Annotated in this window: 12 protein-coding genes; 4 read left to right on the top strand and 8 right to left on the bottom strand. The window is 39.9% G+C overall.

Annotated elements, in window-relative coordinates; translation table 11 throughout:
* The first annotated feature begins 120 nt into the window (after window positions 1–120).
* Both NBH01_RS16590 and NBH01_RS16585 read left to right on the top strand, forming a co-directional pair.
* The gene (locus NBH01_RS16590) at window positions 121–2,073 is read left to right on the top strand and encodes a dynamin family protein (RefSeq protein WP_225679178.1); all 1,953 of its coding nucleotides are present in this window, start codon (window positions 121–123) and stop codon (window positions 2,071–2,073) included.
* 10 nt (window positions 2,074–2,083) lie between these two features.
* Entirely contained in the window at window positions 2,084–3,247 is a 1,164-nt protein-coding gene (locus tag NBH01_RS16585; RefSeq protein ID WP_225679180.1) for a hypothetical protein, read from the top strand.
* A 123-nt stretch (window positions 3,248–3,370) separates the two neighbouring features.
* Here NBH01_RS16585 and NBH01_RS16580 read toward each other — a convergent pair whose 3' ends face one another.
* From NBH01_RS16580 to NBH01_RS16545, 8 genes are all read right to left on the bottom strand, one after another.
* Entirely contained in the window at window positions 3,371–5,479 is a 2,109-nt protein-coding gene (locus NBH01_RS16580) for a BT4734/BF3469 family protein (RefSeq protein WP_072066481.1), read from the bottom strand.
* 581 nt (window positions 5,480–6,060) lie between these two features.
* A complete protein-coding gene (locus NBH01_RS16575; protein WP_250700196.1) occupies window positions 6,061–7,542 on the bottom strand; it encodes a serine/threonine-protein kinase in 1,482 nt (493 codons plus the stop codon).
* A gap of 12 nt (window positions 7,543–7,554) precedes the next feature.
* Entirely contained in the window at window positions 7,555–8,619 is a 1,065-nt protein-coding gene (locus NBH01_RS16570; protein ID WP_195381035.1) for a PP2C family protein-serine/threonine phosphatase, read from the bottom strand.
* A 5-nt stretch (window positions 8,620–8,624) separates the two neighbouring features.
* Window positions 8,625–10,364 carry an FHA domain-containing protein gene (locus tag NBH01_RS16565; protein WP_016268856.1) on the bottom strand — a complete coding sequence of 580 codons (1,740 nt, stop codon included), beginning with the start codon at window positions 10,362–10,364 and terminating at the stop codon, window positions 8,625–8,627.
* Between the two features lie 16 nt (window positions 10,365–10,380).
* Window positions 10,381–11,655, bottom strand: a complete 1,275-nt coding sequence (locus tag NBH01_RS26695; RefSeq protein WP_151209955.1) for an FHA domain-containing serine/threonine-protein kinase — start codon at window positions 11,653–11,655, stop codon at window positions 10,381–10,383.
* Window positions 11,652–12,479: a double zinc ribbon and FHA domain-containing protein gene (locus NBH01_RS16555; protein WP_055301100.1), complete on the bottom strand. Its 828-nt coding sequence runs from the start codon at window positions 12,477–12,479 to the stop codon at window positions 11,652–11,654. Before NBH01_RS16555 ends, NBH01_RS26695 begins: the two co-directional genes overlap by 4 nt.
* Before the next feature lie 88 nt (window positions 12,480–12,567).
* Window positions 12,568–13,236, bottom strand: a complete 669-nt coding sequence (locus NBH01_RS16550) for a BACON domain-containing protein (protein WP_225679182.1) — start codon at window positions 13,234–13,236, stop codon at window positions 12,568–12,570.
* Window positions 13,237–13,321: 85 nt separating this feature from the next.
* Entirely contained in the window at window positions 13,322–14,875 is a 1,554-nt protein-coding gene (locus NBH01_RS16545) for a serine/threonine protein kinase (protein WP_016268852.1), read from the bottom strand.
* 867 nt (window positions 14,876–15,742) lie between these two features.
* Between NBH01_RS16545 and NBH01_RS16540 the strand changes: the two genes are divergently transcribed.
* The gene (locus NBH01_RS16540; RefSeq protein ID WP_016268850.1) at window positions 15,743–17,128 is read left to right on the top strand and encodes a BACON domain-containing protein; all 1,386 of its coding nucleotides are present in this window, start codon (window positions 15,743–15,745) and stop codon (window positions 17,126–17,128) included.
* Window positions 17,129–17,202: 74 nt separating this feature from the next.
* Window positions 17,203–18,054 (top strand): fimbrillin family protein, encoded by an 852-nt coding sequence (locus NBH01_RS16535; protein ID WP_055301119.1) that lies wholly within the window; start codon window positions 17,203–17,205, stop codon window positions 18,052–18,054.
* Window position 18,055: the final 1 nt, after the last annotated feature.

Genomic DNA, 18,055 nt, shown 5'->3' with positions numbered 1-18,055 from the left:
CAATTATTATGCAATCTTTGTGCTCTATACATTTTTTATTTCCCGACAAACTGCTAACTTTATCATCATTATTATAATGACATGTGAATAGTCGGTTGTACCATTATTTAAATCTCGTTTATGGGTAAATACAAATTTATAGAAGAAAGAGTGGAAACAATGTCCTCGTCGGAGCTTAAGATATTCTTGAATATACTGAAGAGCAGATCTAAGGAATTGATGTCAACTCTGGAGTCAGTAAGGGAAATAAAAGATTTGGAGGCTGTTTGTAAATCAACTCAGAAACTAAACAATCGTGTTTCTGAGTTTGACGGAGGATCTTTTCTTATATTAGTGGTTGGACCCGTGAAATCGGGAAAATCTACTTTAGTAAATCTCATAGCACATGCTCACGTCAGCCCCACTCATTTCTTGGAGTGTACGGTGCGTCCGTCCATTATTTCAAAAGGACAGGAGGAATCCATTACCCGTATTTTTTCTGTTGCTGATAAAGCCAGAAAGGTAGAACAGTTTGATTCGGTCATTGATAGCCTGCGCGGATTTGAAAAACTGGAAAACATTTCCGAGATAAGCATTGAAAAGAAAGAATTGAATGATGCTAATCTGGAGGAGTGTGTTTCGTTAGCTTTGGAAGAAAGCGTGATAAATACAGATCATACGCTGGTGACATCCATAACAACTTCCGGTGGGGAGCTTTTGAAAGATAATATATTTCTGGTGGATATGCCCGGGCTGGATGGCGGGTATGCGAATTTGGATAATCCTATTTATGAAACGATCTCTCAAAGGGCAGATTTCGTGATATTTGTGCAAAGTTCAAATTCTGCTATATCGAAGGTTTCCAATCGTTTTCTGAAGTTGCTGCAGGAGAATAATCCGAAAGTTCCGGTTTGTCTTCTACATAATGTGTTTGAAGCGGCTTACTGGCATTCGGAAGAGGAGAAGCAGGCTGTAATTAAGGCACAGGTAGAATTTGCCGAGAATGAAATGGGCAGACGTAACTTCCAGTTGAAGGAGAATATATATAGTTTGAACTTGGGAAAAGTGGCGGATGCTGCCAGCTATGAGGGAATGGAGGATCTTCAGGAAGAAGCTGCGAAATTTCAGAGATTTGAGAAGGATTTGTATGGCAAGGTGATCTCCAATAGTACTGATATACGTCTGAGAAGCGTAATCGGAAGAACGCTGAATCAGTTGGAAAAACTGGATAATTTAGTCGGAGAATCAATTGGCCAACAGGAAGCAATCGATATAGAATATCAGGCTGCGGCAACTTCGTTTGACGAGTTACTCCGTCAGGCGAGTGAACTTAGTTACGATGGGAGCGATTTTAGAAAAATGGTGCAAGTCTATATGGATGATGATTTGAAAGAGTTTACTGAAATCGTTAGGGAGTATTATGATTCCGGATGCAATTCCGCATTTGCCGGTGGAGCGAAGGGGAAAGATGCGACACGCAGCCTTGTTACAAAGTTTATGACTGATTCGTCAGCGGCGATAAAAAGTAAATTCCTTGATTCTCATGAACATAGTCTGGCCCGGCAGTATTTGCGGAAACTCTCTAACTTGAAAGATGATGCGGCTTTTATAGAGAAGATGAATACTTTTCTGAAGCAGAAAGGTTGTGCACCTTTTGACTCAGTGCCGCAAGTGACGGATTTTCCGGTGGTCGATTTTGATTTGCAGGGAGCTTTTGATGTGAAGAATATTAGTAATCCGACTGTTCCGCATATCGGAATACCCAATCCGTTCGGGACTTATTCGACAATGGAAATTCAGAGTTTTCTGAGAAAAGCGATGGAATGTATCACCGGAATCGATCATACGCATACCGGGAAAACGATTAAAGGATATCTTCAGCTGACTGTCGGGAAGAGTATATATAAGGCGGCTAATGACCTTTACGATCAGTATGTGCCTGTACGCAAACAAAGTATCATTGATTTTTTGGAACAACAAAAAACAATGTATCTGAATGCGCTGGTGTCTGATAAAGAAGAATTTGACAGGAAGGATGCGTTGCTTCGGTCAATAAATGCACAAGTTCAGAGTTTTAAGGATTCAATAAGATAAGAATAAGCCAATGAAACGAAATTTATTAATTATCACACTCCTGTTTTTGGGCTCTTTTGTGATTTTATTGTTGGGTAACATCATTATTATTGGTGAGAAAATAGCCTCCTTATCGCAGGTTGCGTGGGCAGAGTATGCTTTTTACACCTTGATTCTGGTTGTATTTTATGCCGTCGTTATACGTCCGGTCGTTCGGGTGCATCGTGCTCCGCAGATTCCGGCTTTATCTATTGATGGGGAGTGGAATATTGCACAACTTGTTGCGTTTGGACATAAACTGGCGGATAACTGCAATTATATACCTAAAGATAAGTCCTGTCCCGAGTTGAGAAAACTGCATCAGCAAAGATTGCGTGAAGATTTGGAACGCTATGCAACGAGTAAGGAAGAACTGGTGCAAATCATAAGCAAAGAGTTGAAATTGCGTATTGAAGGGGGAGAACTGAAAGAAACTTCAGGTCCGCGTATAGAGGATATGTATTCGGTTCGTATCATCGGTATCAATCGTCGTATTATAGAATGGGCAAAATCTGTCTTTATGATTACGGCTATTTCGCAGAATGGAAAGCTGGACACGGTATCCGTGCTTTATATGAATTATAAAATGATAGAGGATGTGATTGTAGCTTCCGGTTTCCGGCCTACGAGGCAACAGTTGTTCCGGCAGTATGTCAATATTCTGGTTACTTCATTAATGACATTTGTTGTATCCGAAGTATTTAAAGATATGGGCTCGGTTGCTCCCTTCGGCTCATTAGCGGATCAATCTTCGGATGCAGCGTCCGATATCGATATTTCCGATGCTTCTGTTGACGCTGCCGATGTTGATTTGGATGACATTGGTGATACCGTTTCGGGAGATACCGGCTTTTTGAGTATTCTGTCTAATGTGAAAATTCCGGGTGTAGTCATCGGTTCGATATGCGATGGTATCGTGAATTCGTTGATGACCTTGCGTATCGGTTATGTGACACGTAACTATCTGATTGATGGAATGAATTCATTAAATGGAATCAAAGCCAAAAGAAAAGCAAAGCGTGTAGCCGTGAAAGAGGCGTTGAAGTCTTTGCCCAAAGTTGTTGTGGTAGGTACTTCTTTCGTGGGAAAGGGGGCTATGAACATTATTCTGAATATTATTGGCGGGAAGAAAGTGAAGGAAACTGATAAAACTTGATTTTCTCTTTCAACCTGTCACCGCCTCCTGAAACTCTTTATTCATCAGTAATGTATGCTGGTGATAGGTCGCAGACCATCTGTCACTGATCTATCACCTGTCACCGTCGGCACACACATATATTTATTCTCTTTTTGCTTTAATCCGTACCACCCGATACACATTACCTCGTTTGGTATGCACAGAAGGCACCCGATTCTTTTGTAATATTCTTCCGAACTGAATAATATTGCAATCGGATACGCGAATCTTGCTATCATGTTGCACCTGCTCCAGAATTTCGATGGCAAGGAATTGTTCGCATTCTTCTCCTTCTGTAGCTGCCCGGAAATACTCATGGAATAATTGTTCTGCAATTGGCATCACCTGGAACTCCTGGTTACTTTCATTCATCACCTTCTCATCTTCCGGATCAAACCAATACCGTTCCCCCTTGTATAGATCATGCATCGCCTGTGCATAGAGCTGTTCGTAATCAATTGGGGAACAATCGATCGGTCCGGTCACATCGACAACGATATAACGGCGGCTACCGGAAGTGTCCGTCAGCAGGTCTTTGTGATTGCTCGTCCCAATGAAGGAGGCGTAACGACGCATCTCTTGCGTAGCCGTACCGTGTGGACGGCGGACATTGACAATCGGTTTCTGAAGAATATGTTTCAAAAAAGCCTGTTGATTCACTCTGTTCTGGTCAAATTCGTCCATATTGATCAGTGCGAACCGATTGAGGGATATCTCGGCATCCCGTTTGTTACTGAAATCAATGCGGTCCGTGTAATATGCCTGCAATTCGGGGGGAAGTAAACTCCGACAAAAAGTAGACTTCCGGTAAGCTTGCGGACCTATGAGAAGCGGTACGGTGCAATTCGCATATTTCCGGTCTGTCTGCCGCCAATGTGCCACCATATTCAGAAACCAGCGATAGAACAAGTCCGCCCAATGTCGGTTGTTGCAGGGAACCCGGGCTGCTAGTTCGCGAATCCGGTCGTGCCCGTCCCAACGTACATCCAGTCCGAAGAGAAAATCTTCGATCGGATTGAAAATCGGAATCCGGTCGGAGTCCAGATAACGGACCACATCCCTGTCCCAAAGACTGAGTCCTTCCAGCCTTGCGTTCATGGCGATACTGTTTCGAACACGGCTGCTCAGGGGGCGGAAGTAGAAACAAAACGTATTCCGTTCCCGATATTCCGTTACTGTCGTCATTGTATTGTAACGGAATTCGTATCTGCGTTGCATAAATTCTTCCGTTCGCAGCTCCAGTTCCTGTTCTGCCGATAGGGGAGATTTTTTGCCGAAGCCTTTGGCAATGGTGTATACACTCTGTACTGTCTGGCGGATCAGAAACTCTTTTTTCTGCCTATATAAATGAGCGATTGCCCAACGGGCGGTTTCTTCTTCCGGTATGCCTGCCTGGAAGCAATTTTCGGCTAACTGAACCAATAAAGGCTTCAAGTCTTCATCGGATCGGGGATATATCCCCGGCTGAAGTTCGCTTAAAGATTGGCATGCCTTGTTTAAAGCCACTTCGAAGAGCGCAGACAATGTTTCAAGACTGTCATATCCCGGGATCAATCGCTTGAATGGCGATGTTTCCGCCTGTACGGCTTCTTGGTAGGTCGTTTCCGAGGGCATTTCCATTGGCTGGCGCATATACATAATGGTGGAGTCGGGATTGTAATAAAGTTCCGGGTCGTATGTTTGCCGGCAAAATTGCTCTAATGCCGGATTTTTCAATTCAATGGAATAGGAGAGTATCGGCTGGTATAAGCTGACAGCTTTTCTATAGGCATGCGCTTGAAAGATTTCCGCTTCTTCCCGGTTTTTGGGAAGTGATTTGTCCGGTCGTGTGAACCGTACCCATATTTTTACGGAATGTCCGCTGGAACCCATGAAAGCAAGATAAGTCTGCGAAAGCTCTTCCGCTTCCTGCTTCACCCGGTTCACTTCCATCAAGTTTGCCAGATGATTGACTTCTATTTGTATGATTCCGTTGTATGCGGTCATCTGTATGCCGTTGGCCGTTTTGCGAAAAGCTGCAGCCGGGATGACTTTTGCCAATTTCTTGGCGTCGTCCAGCTTGGCGTCCGGTGATGCGTAACGTATGCTTGTCCGTAGATTGCTGATCGGTTGGGCTTTCGTCTCATGCTTCATCGCTTCTATTTGTAGGTTTATGTCCAACGTTCGCATGGTTGGTGTCCCTCCGTTGTCCCGCATCAAAGTAAGTTTCATAATGAATGTGTCTGTAAAATGATCTAATTATTGAATTTGTTATTGTTAATGTCTTTCTTCCGGAAGGCATGTAAAGGTACGCTTTATTATTCGGCTTTACAAATGTTTGTGTTGTACATTTCTTAAAGTTTTTTGTATACCGGTTGGTTCGTTGTCTATTATAGATTTGTGTGTAGTCTATTAATAGAAAAGTTCCTTTCCTCTAATAGTAAAGTTGTTTTTGTTCGCTTACAAACTATAAACGCAAGTTTCAATTATATAAATGAAACCTTTGTTTTTATAAATGAAGCTTGTGTTTATAAAAACAGAGCTTACGTTTGTAGTTTGCAATAGGCAGAAAGGAAGTTATCTATTAGAGTAAAGTAAGTTTAGTTCTAATAGAGTGGAACTTATCTACCAATACTCTAGGTGATAAGTATTAATGTTTTGGATGATACAAGTGGTGATAGGTGATAGATGTGGTGATAGGTTCGGATAACCTGTCATCTTGTCTGCAAGTGCGATGAATAACTGTATGTGGAGTGACGGGTGATAGGTGATAGAGAAAAATGAGAAAATAATCTATCTATTGAAGTTAGTGGTTATAGCCCGAAACTTACTCTGGTGCTTTTTTTGACGTGTATTTCCTGTGTCGGATGACTCTCCATCATTCCGGACTCTATTTGTTGAATTGCCCTTTTGGCTTTATAAGCGAACTTTCCTTTGGGATATTGTCGCAGATATTTCTCATAATCGGTTATGGTCTGACAATTGAGGAACATGCGTTCTTCATCTTTTCTTTTGGCTTTTTTTGTGTCAGGAGCGGGGTAAACTATTTCTACTTTAGGCTTTGGACGTGACCAAGAAGGATGCTTTACTACTATTTCTTCCTTTTTAGGTTGTTCCGGTTCTATAGTATCTACACTTACTGGTGCGATTACTCTATTCTTTTTTATTTCTTTTTTAATGCTGTCTTCTACCAGCATACAAATTTTCTGTTTTACAAACTCTGCATGAGATGAGGCAGGATAACGATTCAGGAAATGTCGGAAATCCTCTGTTGTCCGGCAGGCGTTATATCTGCGCTCTTCCTCAATACTTCCGAAGAATGCGGAAACTCCTTTGATCAGCATGAATAGGAATAATATGCCAATAATAATCCATCCTGCCATGCGTTTGTTTATAGTGGAGAGACGAATTCTTTTTTGTAAACGTGATGGCGCTGGTGGGAGTGGAGGTGTTGAAGCATGTACCGCTGATGGTGAGTGCGGATGATTTACTTCTTGCCTTAGCATAGAGTTAGCATAGTTATAAGCTTGCTGAGCAGTGGGACGATCCCATGTGTTAAGCGAGAGGCATGCATGAAGAAACTGGTCCAGTTGGGGAGAATAGCCGTTATCTAAGGCTGGGATACGTGCACCATTCAGTTGGATACAACCACCCATACCTTCCCATAAAATGTGACCGGTCAGCAATTCGTAAATACTCATGCCTAAAGACCATATGTCGCTGGTACCTGCAATAAATGGTTTCTCAGAAAAGTGTTCCGGTCCCATATAAGCAAGTGTTCCGGAACTTTTTACTTTGTTAGTGCTTTTACGGAATGTATGCTCTAATTTGCGGCTAATGCCGAAGTCGGAAATGATAAATTTACCATCATCACCGATTAGAATATTATCGGGCTTTATATCTTGATGGATGATTGGCGGGTTTTGACTGTGCAAGAACATGAGTCCACATGATACGTCGCGTATGAAATGCCAGATTTGCTTTTCGGACATTTTGCCGATCAAGGTAGCGGAGGAACCATTAGAACAGTAAGGCATTATCAGAAACGGACATCTTTCAAATACATCAAAATGATTAAGATGTAATAAGTTGGGATGATGTAATTTATAGGCAAGTTTGAACTCTTCCCGAAAGTCTTTTATGCCGTTATCATCCAACAGGCCATAAAACTTTATGGCAACTTCTACATCTGCCAATGTGTTTCGGGCTAACCAGACTTCTCCGAAGCTTCCTGTGCCTAATTTTTTCTCCAGCTGATAGTGTTCAGCAAATATGTCACCACTGTTGAACTGCATGTATTTTGTTTGTCAATCTGGTTGAGGAGAGATTGTTGAGGTATCTGTTTCTGTAACAATGACTGTATCCGTCGGAAAAATCTTAGCTTTCCACTTTGCGGATAGCTGTGGGTTTTTATAAAGATAACCTCCCAGTAACAGGGCTAAGACAAAAAGTAATAGAACTATTTTCCGGAATTTATGGTTATTCGGTTTGCTGAATACAGTGTTGTTCAGATTAGCTTTGGGCTCGTCCGTCTCTTTCTGGATAATATGACAAAGTACTATCGTTACATTGTCATATCCGCCGACAGCAAGAGCGGCTTCTATCAGTTGGTCTTTACAGACCACCAAATCATTTTGATTTTCCTCGATGATTTGCATAATCTCTTCGTCGTGGCACAAACCGCATAGACCATCGCTGCAAAGCAGAAAAATGTCATCGTCCTTTAGATTGTAAGAGCGGAAATCGGGATTGGAACGATTGGTCGGATCACCTAAACAACGAGTTATGACATTGTTGTAAGGGTGGTCAAAAGCATTCTCCGGATCCAGTTTTCCTTGATCGACCAAGTCTTGTACGTAGGAGTGGTCCTTGGATAGACGGCAGAATCCCGAATTGGCATTGAAAACATAGCAGCGACTATCACCGCACCAACAAATATAGGCTTTTTCATTTAATATCCAGGCAATGACAATAGTAGTACCCATGCCTTGGGTACTACTATCTTCTTTACTTGCATTGACAATATTTAAATCAGCGGCTTTGACTGTCTTGGTCAAGAATTCTTCAATAGCTTCTTCTGTGACCATCTCATCTTCGAGTGTTACGATGTTTTCCAGCTTTTCTGGCGTAAATGCGTTTTGTACCGTCTCAATGGCAATGGCGGATGCAACCTCTCCGGCGTTAGTACCACCCATTCCGTCGGCTACTACCAGTAAAGTGCCATACTTACCTAAAGGAATGGTTTCGGAAGATTGAGGAATGATCCATTCCGATTGGCTTAAATCCCGGTTTACTACAAAGTTGTCTTCGTTGTTTTTCCTGACTAAACCAACATCAGTGCCTGCCGCTAATTTAATTTTTATCTCAGACATAATTCTTATTTTATATTTCCTATTGGAACTAAACGGTCTTTGCCCTCTATACTACCTACCATGAAGCCGATTACCTGATATGTTCCATTTTCCAGAAGGAATGCTGGAGAACCATAATATCCAGGTTCCGCCACGCGGTTTTGTAATACGATAGTTCGGTATTTTGTATCAGAAATATTAGTGTGGTCGTTGAAGTGTGCCGGAGTTAGATTATGAATGTCAGCATAACCTGCATAGCCTACCATCTGTATTTCAGTTCCTCCATTCATGTTGTTTGCTGCTGTTGTATCAAAAGGAAGACCTTCGCCGAAAGTACCTTTACCTCTAATATATGCCCAGCTATAGGCAGCAGGAGTCACTATACTGACTTGTACATAGTTTCTACGTTTATAAGCTAGCTTTATACCATGCTCTCTTAGTTGTACCCTGATTGACTTTTCCACCTCTATTTCAGTAAATGTGGTGTCATATAATTGGTTTCTGCTAAAGTCTGCATTTGTGAATGTTAAAGGTTTTCCTGTTCCCTTGGTGCTATAAGCACGATAATGTAATATTATGTTACATCCGGCTCCTCTGTATATGGCCAGTAGTCTACGCCATGAATCTTTCCATTCGGTATTAGAGAAAATCCATGGCTCAACGTTTTGTCTGTCTGTAACAAATGTTCCGTCAGATAGCATAAAACCGGTTCCGCAAATAATATCTGATACTTGTATGCCCGGATCGAATTTTGTGCCATTATATTCGATTTCAATATGGTCAACTTTGATTGTATAGATATGATCGTAATAATCTTTCAGATCTCCCGAAGCATTATGATCTTGTTCTTCTACCACATCGGACTCTACATTATCTTGATGAGTCCTCGCCTGTTGAGTTGTCTGTGGCTTATAACTGGCTTCTTCTACTTCTTCTGTTGCATTTTCGGCAGCTATGGTACTTGAAAGATTGTCCAAATCAGATTTTACTTTATAGAAACTGGCATTTACATTGCCTAATTGATTATTTACATTAGCTAGCTGTGACTTTAATGCTTCTGTATTTCCATCGCTAGTTCGTAATTTAGCTTCTAGTTCCCGTTGTTGTGTTTCTAAAGCCGCACGTTCAGTTCCTAGTGAATCCAACTGGTTCTGATACCCTCTTAGTTGAACTTCTTGTTGTTCTGTTTTCTGAGCCAGTAAGTCATTTTTTACCCCCAAACTATAATTCCATGCAGCCAGACCGGCAACAGCCAATACGAAAACAATCCCCATAATAGTTAATGCCGTTTTGTAGGGGCGTAAGGCTTGCTTACGGAAAAGACTCATTCTTTCTGTCAAACCGATACTGGAAGTTAACGCTTGGCGCCCTTGTGGAACTATAAATCCCAAGCGTGGTCCTCCTACAGATAATTGTATCTCATCTCCGGTTTGTAAATAGTAAGAACCATTAATCGGATGTCCGTTTACTAATGTCGGATTGGAGTGTGAGAGATGAATTAGTTTCCAATTTTCACCATCACGTACAATTGCAGCGTGTTTGCGGCTCACTGTTTCGAAACTTTCATCAAAGCGTACTTGGCAGGAGGCATCTCTACCCAGCTCTACTTGATCGACAATGATTTTTTGAGATTCGCCTGCCTGATGATACTTTGATGGAGTCTTATGCTCCAGAATGAAGTAAGTTCTGCCTGAGGCACCCATCAATGCTCCCATACCGGCACCTACTGAGCCGGCTAGGGTACGTTTGTAATTTTGTGTATCCATACTACTTAATATATAGTTAATAGTTTTCAAATCTCATTTTTACGTCTCCAATAGATATGATATCGCCAACCTTTAGCCTGTAACCTTGTTGGGTGACTTGTGCAGAATTGACATAAGTGCCGTTGCTGGACTCCTGCCATACTTTTTGCTCTTTTTGCCATTGTCCGTCCCGAATAATCCAATGGTCACCGGAAGGTGTCGTTTCCAGTGTACAATGATGGCGTGATACATAAGTACTTTGCCGCTCTGTTACAGGCAGCAGATTATCAGGCTCTCTGCCGATAGTAAGTATTCTGCAACCATGTGTGGCAAATTCGCTTAGTTGATAAAGCTTTCCATATTCTTCGCCATGCATGATACGCATGCAAAAACCTTGGACAGTTTGTGGTGGGCAATATCCCCTTTCCATAGGGACCTGTTGGGTCTCCGGCAGATATTTCAAAACTTCCTTGACGGATTGAAAGCGGTTTTTAAAATCGGGATTCAGACACCCTGAAAAAAGTCGATCCCATTCTTTCCCGTTTTTTATCTGTACTAACTTCCGGCGGTTCCAGTCTCCATCTTTTCCTCGTTTTTGGTATAGAGCCAATTCATTATGACTGGTTAATTCACCAAAGGGCAGGCTACCGGTCAAAAGTTGGAAGGCCAATACTCCAAAAGAAAAAATATCTGTAGTAGGTAAAACTGTGGCTTCACCTCGCATACGGTTCACTTGTTCGGGGGGCATATAGGCATAAGTTCCGAATATTTGATTGGGCTTGCCGAAAATGTTACGTTCCGTCATACGTTTATTTCTATCGCCCGCTATACCGAAGTCTGTCAGTGCAGCTACTCCATTGCTCTTAAAAAGAACATTCTCCGGTTTTAAGTCACGGTGGACTTTTCCTCTGATGTGTAAAGAATGTAGGCCAAGAAGGATTTGTTGGCAAATCAAAGGGATTTTACTGTTTTGAGAGCCTAAATAGGGTGTCAGATCTCCTCCCGGGCAATACTCCATGACGATATAGGGATTGCCTCCAACCGTACCATAGTCTATAGAACTCACCAAGTATTCACAGTCTATCTGCCCTGTTTTGAATTCCATTTCGAAACGATCTGTCAATGGTTTCCGTATTTCGGGTGGAACCTCCCAAAGTCTTAATAGTTTCAGCGCATAGTCCTTACCTGCATTGTCCGTAACTCGGTATACTTTACCGAAAGAACCTTCGCCTAATGTTTTGGAAACCCGATAACGGTTATCGATGTATTCTCCTACATTATAATCACATCTATCGACAGATTGGTTGGTCACAATAAATCACTTTCAAATTTAAATCTTCGGTCACCTAATACGATAATATCATCAGGTATGATCTCTATTTTTCTGTTTGCCTGAATAAAGGTTGTTCTTAGTTCACTCCGGTCGAGCAGATACCAATGCCCATCTTCGAAAACTATTTCTGCTTGTTCCTTTGAGGTGATAGTCCGGTTGGATACTTCTGTATTTTCCCGGTTCAAAATGATCGATTTTCCTTCATATTCCATTTTTTCTGAAGGAATGTTCTCATTCTCTTCCGGAATGATGGTTAAAGAACAATGAGGTGTAATATCTTCCGGTTCTGTTTCTGCTATATTTTTTATCTGTCGTCGGATAGTGGGACGATGTACACGGACACCACAATGCGGGCAAAATGAGCAGGTAATATCTATCTCTTTTCCGCATTCCTGACAATTCATTTTATCTTCCGGCAAGAAAGATGTTTTTTCTTCCATTTTTTTATGTTCGTCGTCTGCGGAATTATCGGCTCTTTCCAGAGGTGTCCCACAGCAAGGGCAGCTTGTAAATTCACCTACTATCGGATAACTGCAGTTCGGGCATTCTGTAGCAGGCTGTGTGATAGCAGAATGGGTATCGGGCTCATTCAAAGTGGGGAATACAACAGTTTTTCTGCACTTTTCTCTATTAGGATTTGCATTTAGCACTGTGGGTTTGGGGATGGCTTCTCCATAACCTTCTCTTGACACAAAATCATTTTGATTGTTGGCGTAACCAGTCGAAATACTCAATAGTTGTCCACATTTTAGACAGACCGTTGTATCAGATAGATTGTCCCAACCACAATTCATACATCTCATAAGAACTTATTTTAATTGTTGAACCACTTAAAGTATAAATAAGTCGACGCCTAAGATGACGATTCATGTATAGTCATCTCTAATCATCTTAAAATATACCTCCTTTTTTCTGTGAGAGGATGGCGGAAGAAATTTCTCCTCCTTTCGTCTTTAGTATCAAAGTTCCTTCTTTGGCTTTTTTGGTTTTACCAACTTTTAGAATCAGTTTGTCACTGTCCTTTGCTATGACTTCGCACCAACTTGGAATATTTATTACTTCCCATTCTGTATTCGTCTTTATTGGTAATTCTTTAATTTCGCCTTTGGAACCGAACTCCAATTTGTCCAATGCTATATTGATGAATTCTTTTTGACCACTTTGAACGACCTTGACTGTTTCTTCCATTTTCCCGTTGCTAATGGTAACAGTGGCTTTACGTTCAGAAGTCAGTTGGTTTATTTCACAACTTACAGATAAGTTTTTTCCATGAGGAATCACTTTACACCAGTTTGAATCTGAAGTTGCCGTCCATTCTTCCGGAGCACTATCTACTTTGATGTATTCGGCTTTTGTCGTCTCGTAGCCAAATCTTACAGAATCTGGGGTAATGGCAAGTCTGGTAACTTCGATGACAGGGGCAGGAGTGGACTTGGGAGCCGGTTTGAGTTTCTCCTCGCATTCCTTAATCTTACTTTTGCAATCCTGCTCCAGTTTGCTGTCGCATTTCATTGCTGCTTTAAAGGACTTGATAGCTTCCCTGTATCTTCCTTTTTTCATGCTTGTCTCCCCTTTTTTGTAAATGGCGGCACACTGCCCCCATGTACTTATTGGCATAGCAAGAGCGAAGACTAGAATTAGTAACTTAATGCATTTCTTCATTGTTATTGTTGTCTATGTTTATATATGGTTCTATTTTCTTTGCACGATTTTCGAAAGCCTCAGCTGCTTCTATTTGCTCAAACATTCTCATGGTATCTGCCTTTCCTGTGAACATATGGTATGCAGAATCTAATATAATTTCCACTTGCTTTATTTGATTTTCTGCAAGATCCATGTATCCTTCCTTAGAAATAAAAACTGAATCTTTATAAAGATTTACCTCACGATACTTCTTGATAGCATTTATATAGAAATCTTCAAAAACGGAGTCGTTATTTTGTCTTAAAGTATCAATAGTATATCGGAAAATGTTACCTAGACTTTTGTAATTATCGCCTTCTAGAATGATTGCCGAGCATATGCTATCGTTAGCATTGGTTTTTGAAGCTATTTCTTGTTTTGGCTTTGGTGTAGGCTCTTTCCCACTTGTTGCCAGATAGATGGTAACAATGGTTGCACATATAATTATAATAGCCGCAATAATAATGAGTTTGCGATGCTCTCTTTTAAACAGCGTAGAAACTCTCTTTTTTATATCGGATGATTGCATAACAGGAAATTCTGCATCAGAATGAATGGATGAGGGCTCATGATTATCCTTTAATTCAAATGAAAGATTTTCTTGCCCTTCTGGAGTTTGAATTTCATTTATCTCATCTTTTGATGAAAGATCAGAGGTCGTTTGTTGTGAACTTTGTATATTGAGAGGCACCGAGTTACCATTGATATGCTGGAAGGCATAATCAGCGATTTGTCTGGCAGTAGGTCTGTCCCATGTGTTTAGAGCAAGACATTTATAAACGATCTCCTTAAGCTCTTGTGAATACTCCTCATTATTGATAAGTGGAATATCGGCACCGTTTTTCTGCAACAGACCTCCATGATCACCATAAGGAGGTAACCCCGTTAGCAGTTCGTACATTGTCGCCCCTAATGACCAGATGTCACTTGCCATAATAGGGGTAGGGGATGGACCGAAACGTTCGGGTCCCATGTAAGCTAATGTGCCTCCACTAAGTTCTTGCCCTTGATTTCTACGTAATGTGCTTCTAATTCGTGTACTGATCCCGAAATCGGTTATCATATACCCGTTTTCATCATTAATTAAAATATTATCCGGTTTTATATCTTGATGAATAACAGGAGGAAGCTTTGCATGAAGATAGGCTAGTCCTTCGGCAACATCATGAAGTAGATGCCAACTTTCGGTTTCTGTGATTCGATTATTGTCAGTGAGGTATTTGAATATAGACCCGTTTTTGCAGAAGGGCAGAATCAGATATGGCATTCGCTCCCAACAATCATAGTAAGTAGGATGTAATAAATTGGTATGATTAATATCAAATACTAAAGAAAATTCTTGTGTAAAGAGAGAAATCCCGGCATCGTCAAGCCCCATACCCGGCGCATATATTTTAATGGCTACTTTAACATCTGTGAGTTTATCCAGTGCTAACCAAACTTCTGAAAAACCACCTCTTCCTAATTGTTTGAGTAGTTCGTATCTATCTGCTATAACTTGTCCTGTGTCTAACATAAAGCTTATAGATTAAATGGAAAGATATCTTTTCTTACAGAGGTAGTCTCTCCATGCATAATTTATTAGTTTGTCTTAATTAGTGCTTTTTATTAAGTATGTGAGATTGTCGGTATTAGATAATCACATAACAATATATGCAAAGTAATAAATAAAAAAGTGAATAAAAAAATGGTGAAAAATAGGCGTTGAACTAAAATGCGATAATACGATCTATACTGCAAAATATAATGCTATGCTGTATATTTTTGTTTTATGTTTTGCTGACTGAAACCTAAAATGCTGTTTATATTGTGTTCTAAAACTGTATTAAGTTTGAAATATATAAGTGATTTCTACCAATATCTAGATGTGAAAGTGGTAATCTGTCCGAGAGTATCTGAAATCATATCTTATGTTATATATTAATATAATTTATTGCCCGTTTAAGCACGAATTTCATTCAATTAGTCGTTCGAAACGACCGGATAATCATATTTCTCGGTTATTGTGTTTTTTTTATTTTGTCCGGTTTCTTATCTTTGCTAATAGTAATTAATCTATATACACATTCAAAACATGAAAAAATATCGTATTTTTCTATGTCTGTTTATCATACTGTGTAGTTGTAACGAACAATATAATGAAGACTACATCTCATTTGGAAGCTACTCTTCAATTATGTTCTAAGATATTTATAATAAAATTAACTCATAACAATATTTGTATATGAAACAGCAAATACTAATATCTATTACTCTCATAAAAGATGAAATTGCTCTTTATGAATGGATATTTAGTATAGTCCCTATGCGTTTTCTTATATAAATCGAATACAATTACATTAAAACGGTATGATTGGGGACTACATACACAAACAATGAACATATGAAACGAAATTATTTGCTAACATTCATTCTTGCGCTTGTTATAGCAAGTTGCGGAGGTAGTGATGACGATGAAGCGGAAACATTATTGACTGTGTCTCCTAATACGTTTACACTTTCTTCGGACGGAGATTCACAAGTACTGAAAATCCAAAGTAATACCTCATGGCTTATAACCGGAGCTTCAGGATGGTTGTCTCTATCCAGTTCATCGGGCAAAGGAAATGCTTCTGTGGTATTAACAGCACAAGAGAGTAAAGATATAGATGAACGTAAATGTACACTTATAGTGCAAAGCGAAGGAGGCGAAATTTCTGAACCTGTATCCGTAGTGCAGCAAGGAGTTTCTGTATCTCTATCTGTTGATGTGAAAGAAATTAATCTTGCAGAAGCAGGAAAAGAACAAACATTCAATATCACATGTAATACTTCTTGGAGTATTAGTGGAGTGCCTGAATGGCTGACTGTATCTTCAACAAATGGTGTAGGAAATGCTGCTATTAAAGTATCAGCAAACAGTTTTAATAACTCACCTGCTGATCGGGATGTTACACTTAATATATCCTCGTCAGGTGGCTCTTCTCAATCAGTGAAAATTATTCAGAAAGCCGGCTTGGCAGCAGGAAGTAATGTGACAGCCCAAACGGTTGTTGTGTTGAGCGATTGTTTTGCTACAGACTTTGAGTATGGTAGTAATGTAACATATTTCTATGCTGTGGTGTTTGAAGCTTCATTCATTGAAAGATATACAGATGAAGAAATAATAGATGTTATGAAGACAGATGAAAACCGCTGTACACCTAATGATAATTATGTAATTTCGTTCTATGGTCTGGAGCCTCAAACCAAACACGTTTTGTTCCTCTTAGGATTTAATAAGGACGGTGAACGAGGGGAACTTATAAGGAAAGAAATCACGACGAAGTCTGGAACTAACCAGCCAGAGGCGTATGTAAGCAATGTTACATATACAACTAGTGAATGGTCTTGGTATACAACTATCGGTGCGTATGCCACTAAATATTATCAATGGATTTTAGAATACTCTTCAAATTACTATAACTCTTCAGACGGTTTAGTTGCTTGGTATTTCTCTAAAAATATAAAAGAAAGACCTAATGCTGACTTTGATCCAATTTTACAATCGGGGGGATGGACTCGTGCTAGAACATCTAGTATAACAAAACTTCAAACTGTTACATGGGGAGTTGGACAGAGCGGAGAATTAGGTGGTACTATTAATAACTATCATTGGGAACCTAAGGCCAATGGCGTAATGAGAATAAACGAAAGTAATAGGAATACAGCAAAAGGCATTGCTCATATCGGTATGATTGTAAATGAAAACACCTTGTTTAAAGGAGCAACTATTACTCGTATTCGTTAATTAATAAATAATGTTTTCAGGAACAAGCCTTATAAGATTAAGGCTTGTTCCTCTTTATTTTAGATCTAATAATTATGAAAACGGTTATATACTTACAAACTCTGATTGTTATTCTATCGTTTTTATTCCATTCGTGTAGTAGTGAAGAAGTTGATAAATGCGATAAAGAAATAATAACCTTTCTTCCTGCTGTTAGTGTATCCACGCGTTCGACTATGGAACGAGGATTTGAAGAAGGAGATAAAATTGGAATTTTCCTATTTGATCAGAACAAAGCTGCAAAGTGGAAATATGGTAGCGAATGTTGGGTAAGTAATATTCCCGTTGAATATAATGGAAGTGTTGGCTGGGATTCTGAGATGCAACTGTATTGGCAAAAAGTCCCCTATACACTTATGGGGATAGGATATTATCCCTATGCTAGCAGTACGTTAGATAAAGACTTCACAAACGTTTACTTTCAGCTTCCGAATGATCAAAGTAATCGGAAATTATTAAGACAAAGTGATTTCTTATGGGCTTCTACTACAGATATTATTTATGAGAAGTATAATGGAGGGATTCCTTTATTATTCAATCACTTGTTCAGTAAATTAACTGTTTCATTCATAAATACTACTTCTATCACAAACAGTGATATGAAGAATGGGGTACAAGTGACCAATGTCTATAATAGAGCTATCGTTAATCTAGTTACCGGAGAAGTGAGCTATGAGTCAAGTATATCACCACAGGTTATTCAAATGTATTATGACGAAAATAGGCAAACAGCTGAGGCTATAATCATTCCGCAAAGCGTTCCGGTCGGACAGTGGATTAATTTCAAATATAAAGGTCGTTTTTACCATTATCAATTGCAAGAGCCTCTTATATTAGAAAGTGGAAAGGAGTATAAGATAACAATAGATTTATCAACTGTCCAATAAA

Origin of the sequence: Bacteroides sp. B1-V-101, from assembly GCF_023656585.1 — a bacterium.
In the GTDB taxonomy this organism is placed as follows: Bacteria; Bacteroidota; Bacteroidia; order Bacteroidales; family Bacteroidaceae; genus Bacteroides; species Bacteroides thetaiotaomicron.
This window is presented reverse-complemented; position numbering and strand designations above follow the sequence as displayed.

Excerpts from the sequence above, each read along its gene's own strand:
- NBH01_RS16590 (WP_225679178.1), top strand. The coding sequence starts at position 121 with ATGGGTAAATACAAATTTATAGAAGAAAGAGTGGAAACAATGTCCTCG.
- NBH01_RS16585 (WP_225679180.1), top strand. The coding sequence starts at position 2,084 with ATGAAACGAAATTTATTAATTATCACACTCCTGTTTTTGGGCTCTTTT.
- NBH01_RS16580 (WP_072066481.1), bottom strand. The coding sequence starts at position 5,479 with ATGAAACTTACTTTGATGCGGGACAACGGAGGGACACCAACCATGCGA.
- NBH01_RS16575 (WP_250700196.1), bottom strand. The coding sequence starts at position 7,542 with ATGCAGTTCAACAGTGGTGACATATTTGCTGAACACTATCAGCTGGAG.
- NBH01_RS16570 (WP_195381035.1), bottom strand. The coding sequence starts at position 8,619 with ATGTCTGAGATAAAAATTAAATTAGCGGCAGGCACTGATGTTGGTTTA.
- NBH01_RS16565 (WP_016268856.1), bottom strand. The coding sequence starts at position 10,364 with ATGGATACACAAAATTACAAACGTACCCTAGCCGGCTCAGTAGGTGCC.
- NBH01_RS16555 (WP_055301100.1), bottom strand. The coding sequence starts at position 12,479 with ATGAGATGTATGAATTGTGGTTGGGACAATCTATCTGATACAACGGTC.
- NBH01_RS16550 (WP_225679182.1), bottom strand. The coding sequence starts at position 13,236 with ATGAAAAAAGGAAGATACAGGGAAGCTATCAAGTCCTTTAAAGCAGCA.
- NBH01_RS16545 (WP_016268852.1), bottom strand. The coding sequence starts at position 14,875 with ATGTTAGACACAGGACAAGTTATAGCAGATAGATACGAACTACTCAAA.
- NBH01_RS16540 (WP_016268850.1), top strand. The coding sequence starts at position 15,743 with ATGAAACGAAATTATTTGCTAACATTCATTCTTGCGCTTGTTATAGCA.
- NBH01_RS16535 (WP_055301119.1), top strand. The coding sequence starts at position 17,203 with ATGAAAACGGTTATATACTTACAAACTCTGATTGTTATTCTATCGTTT.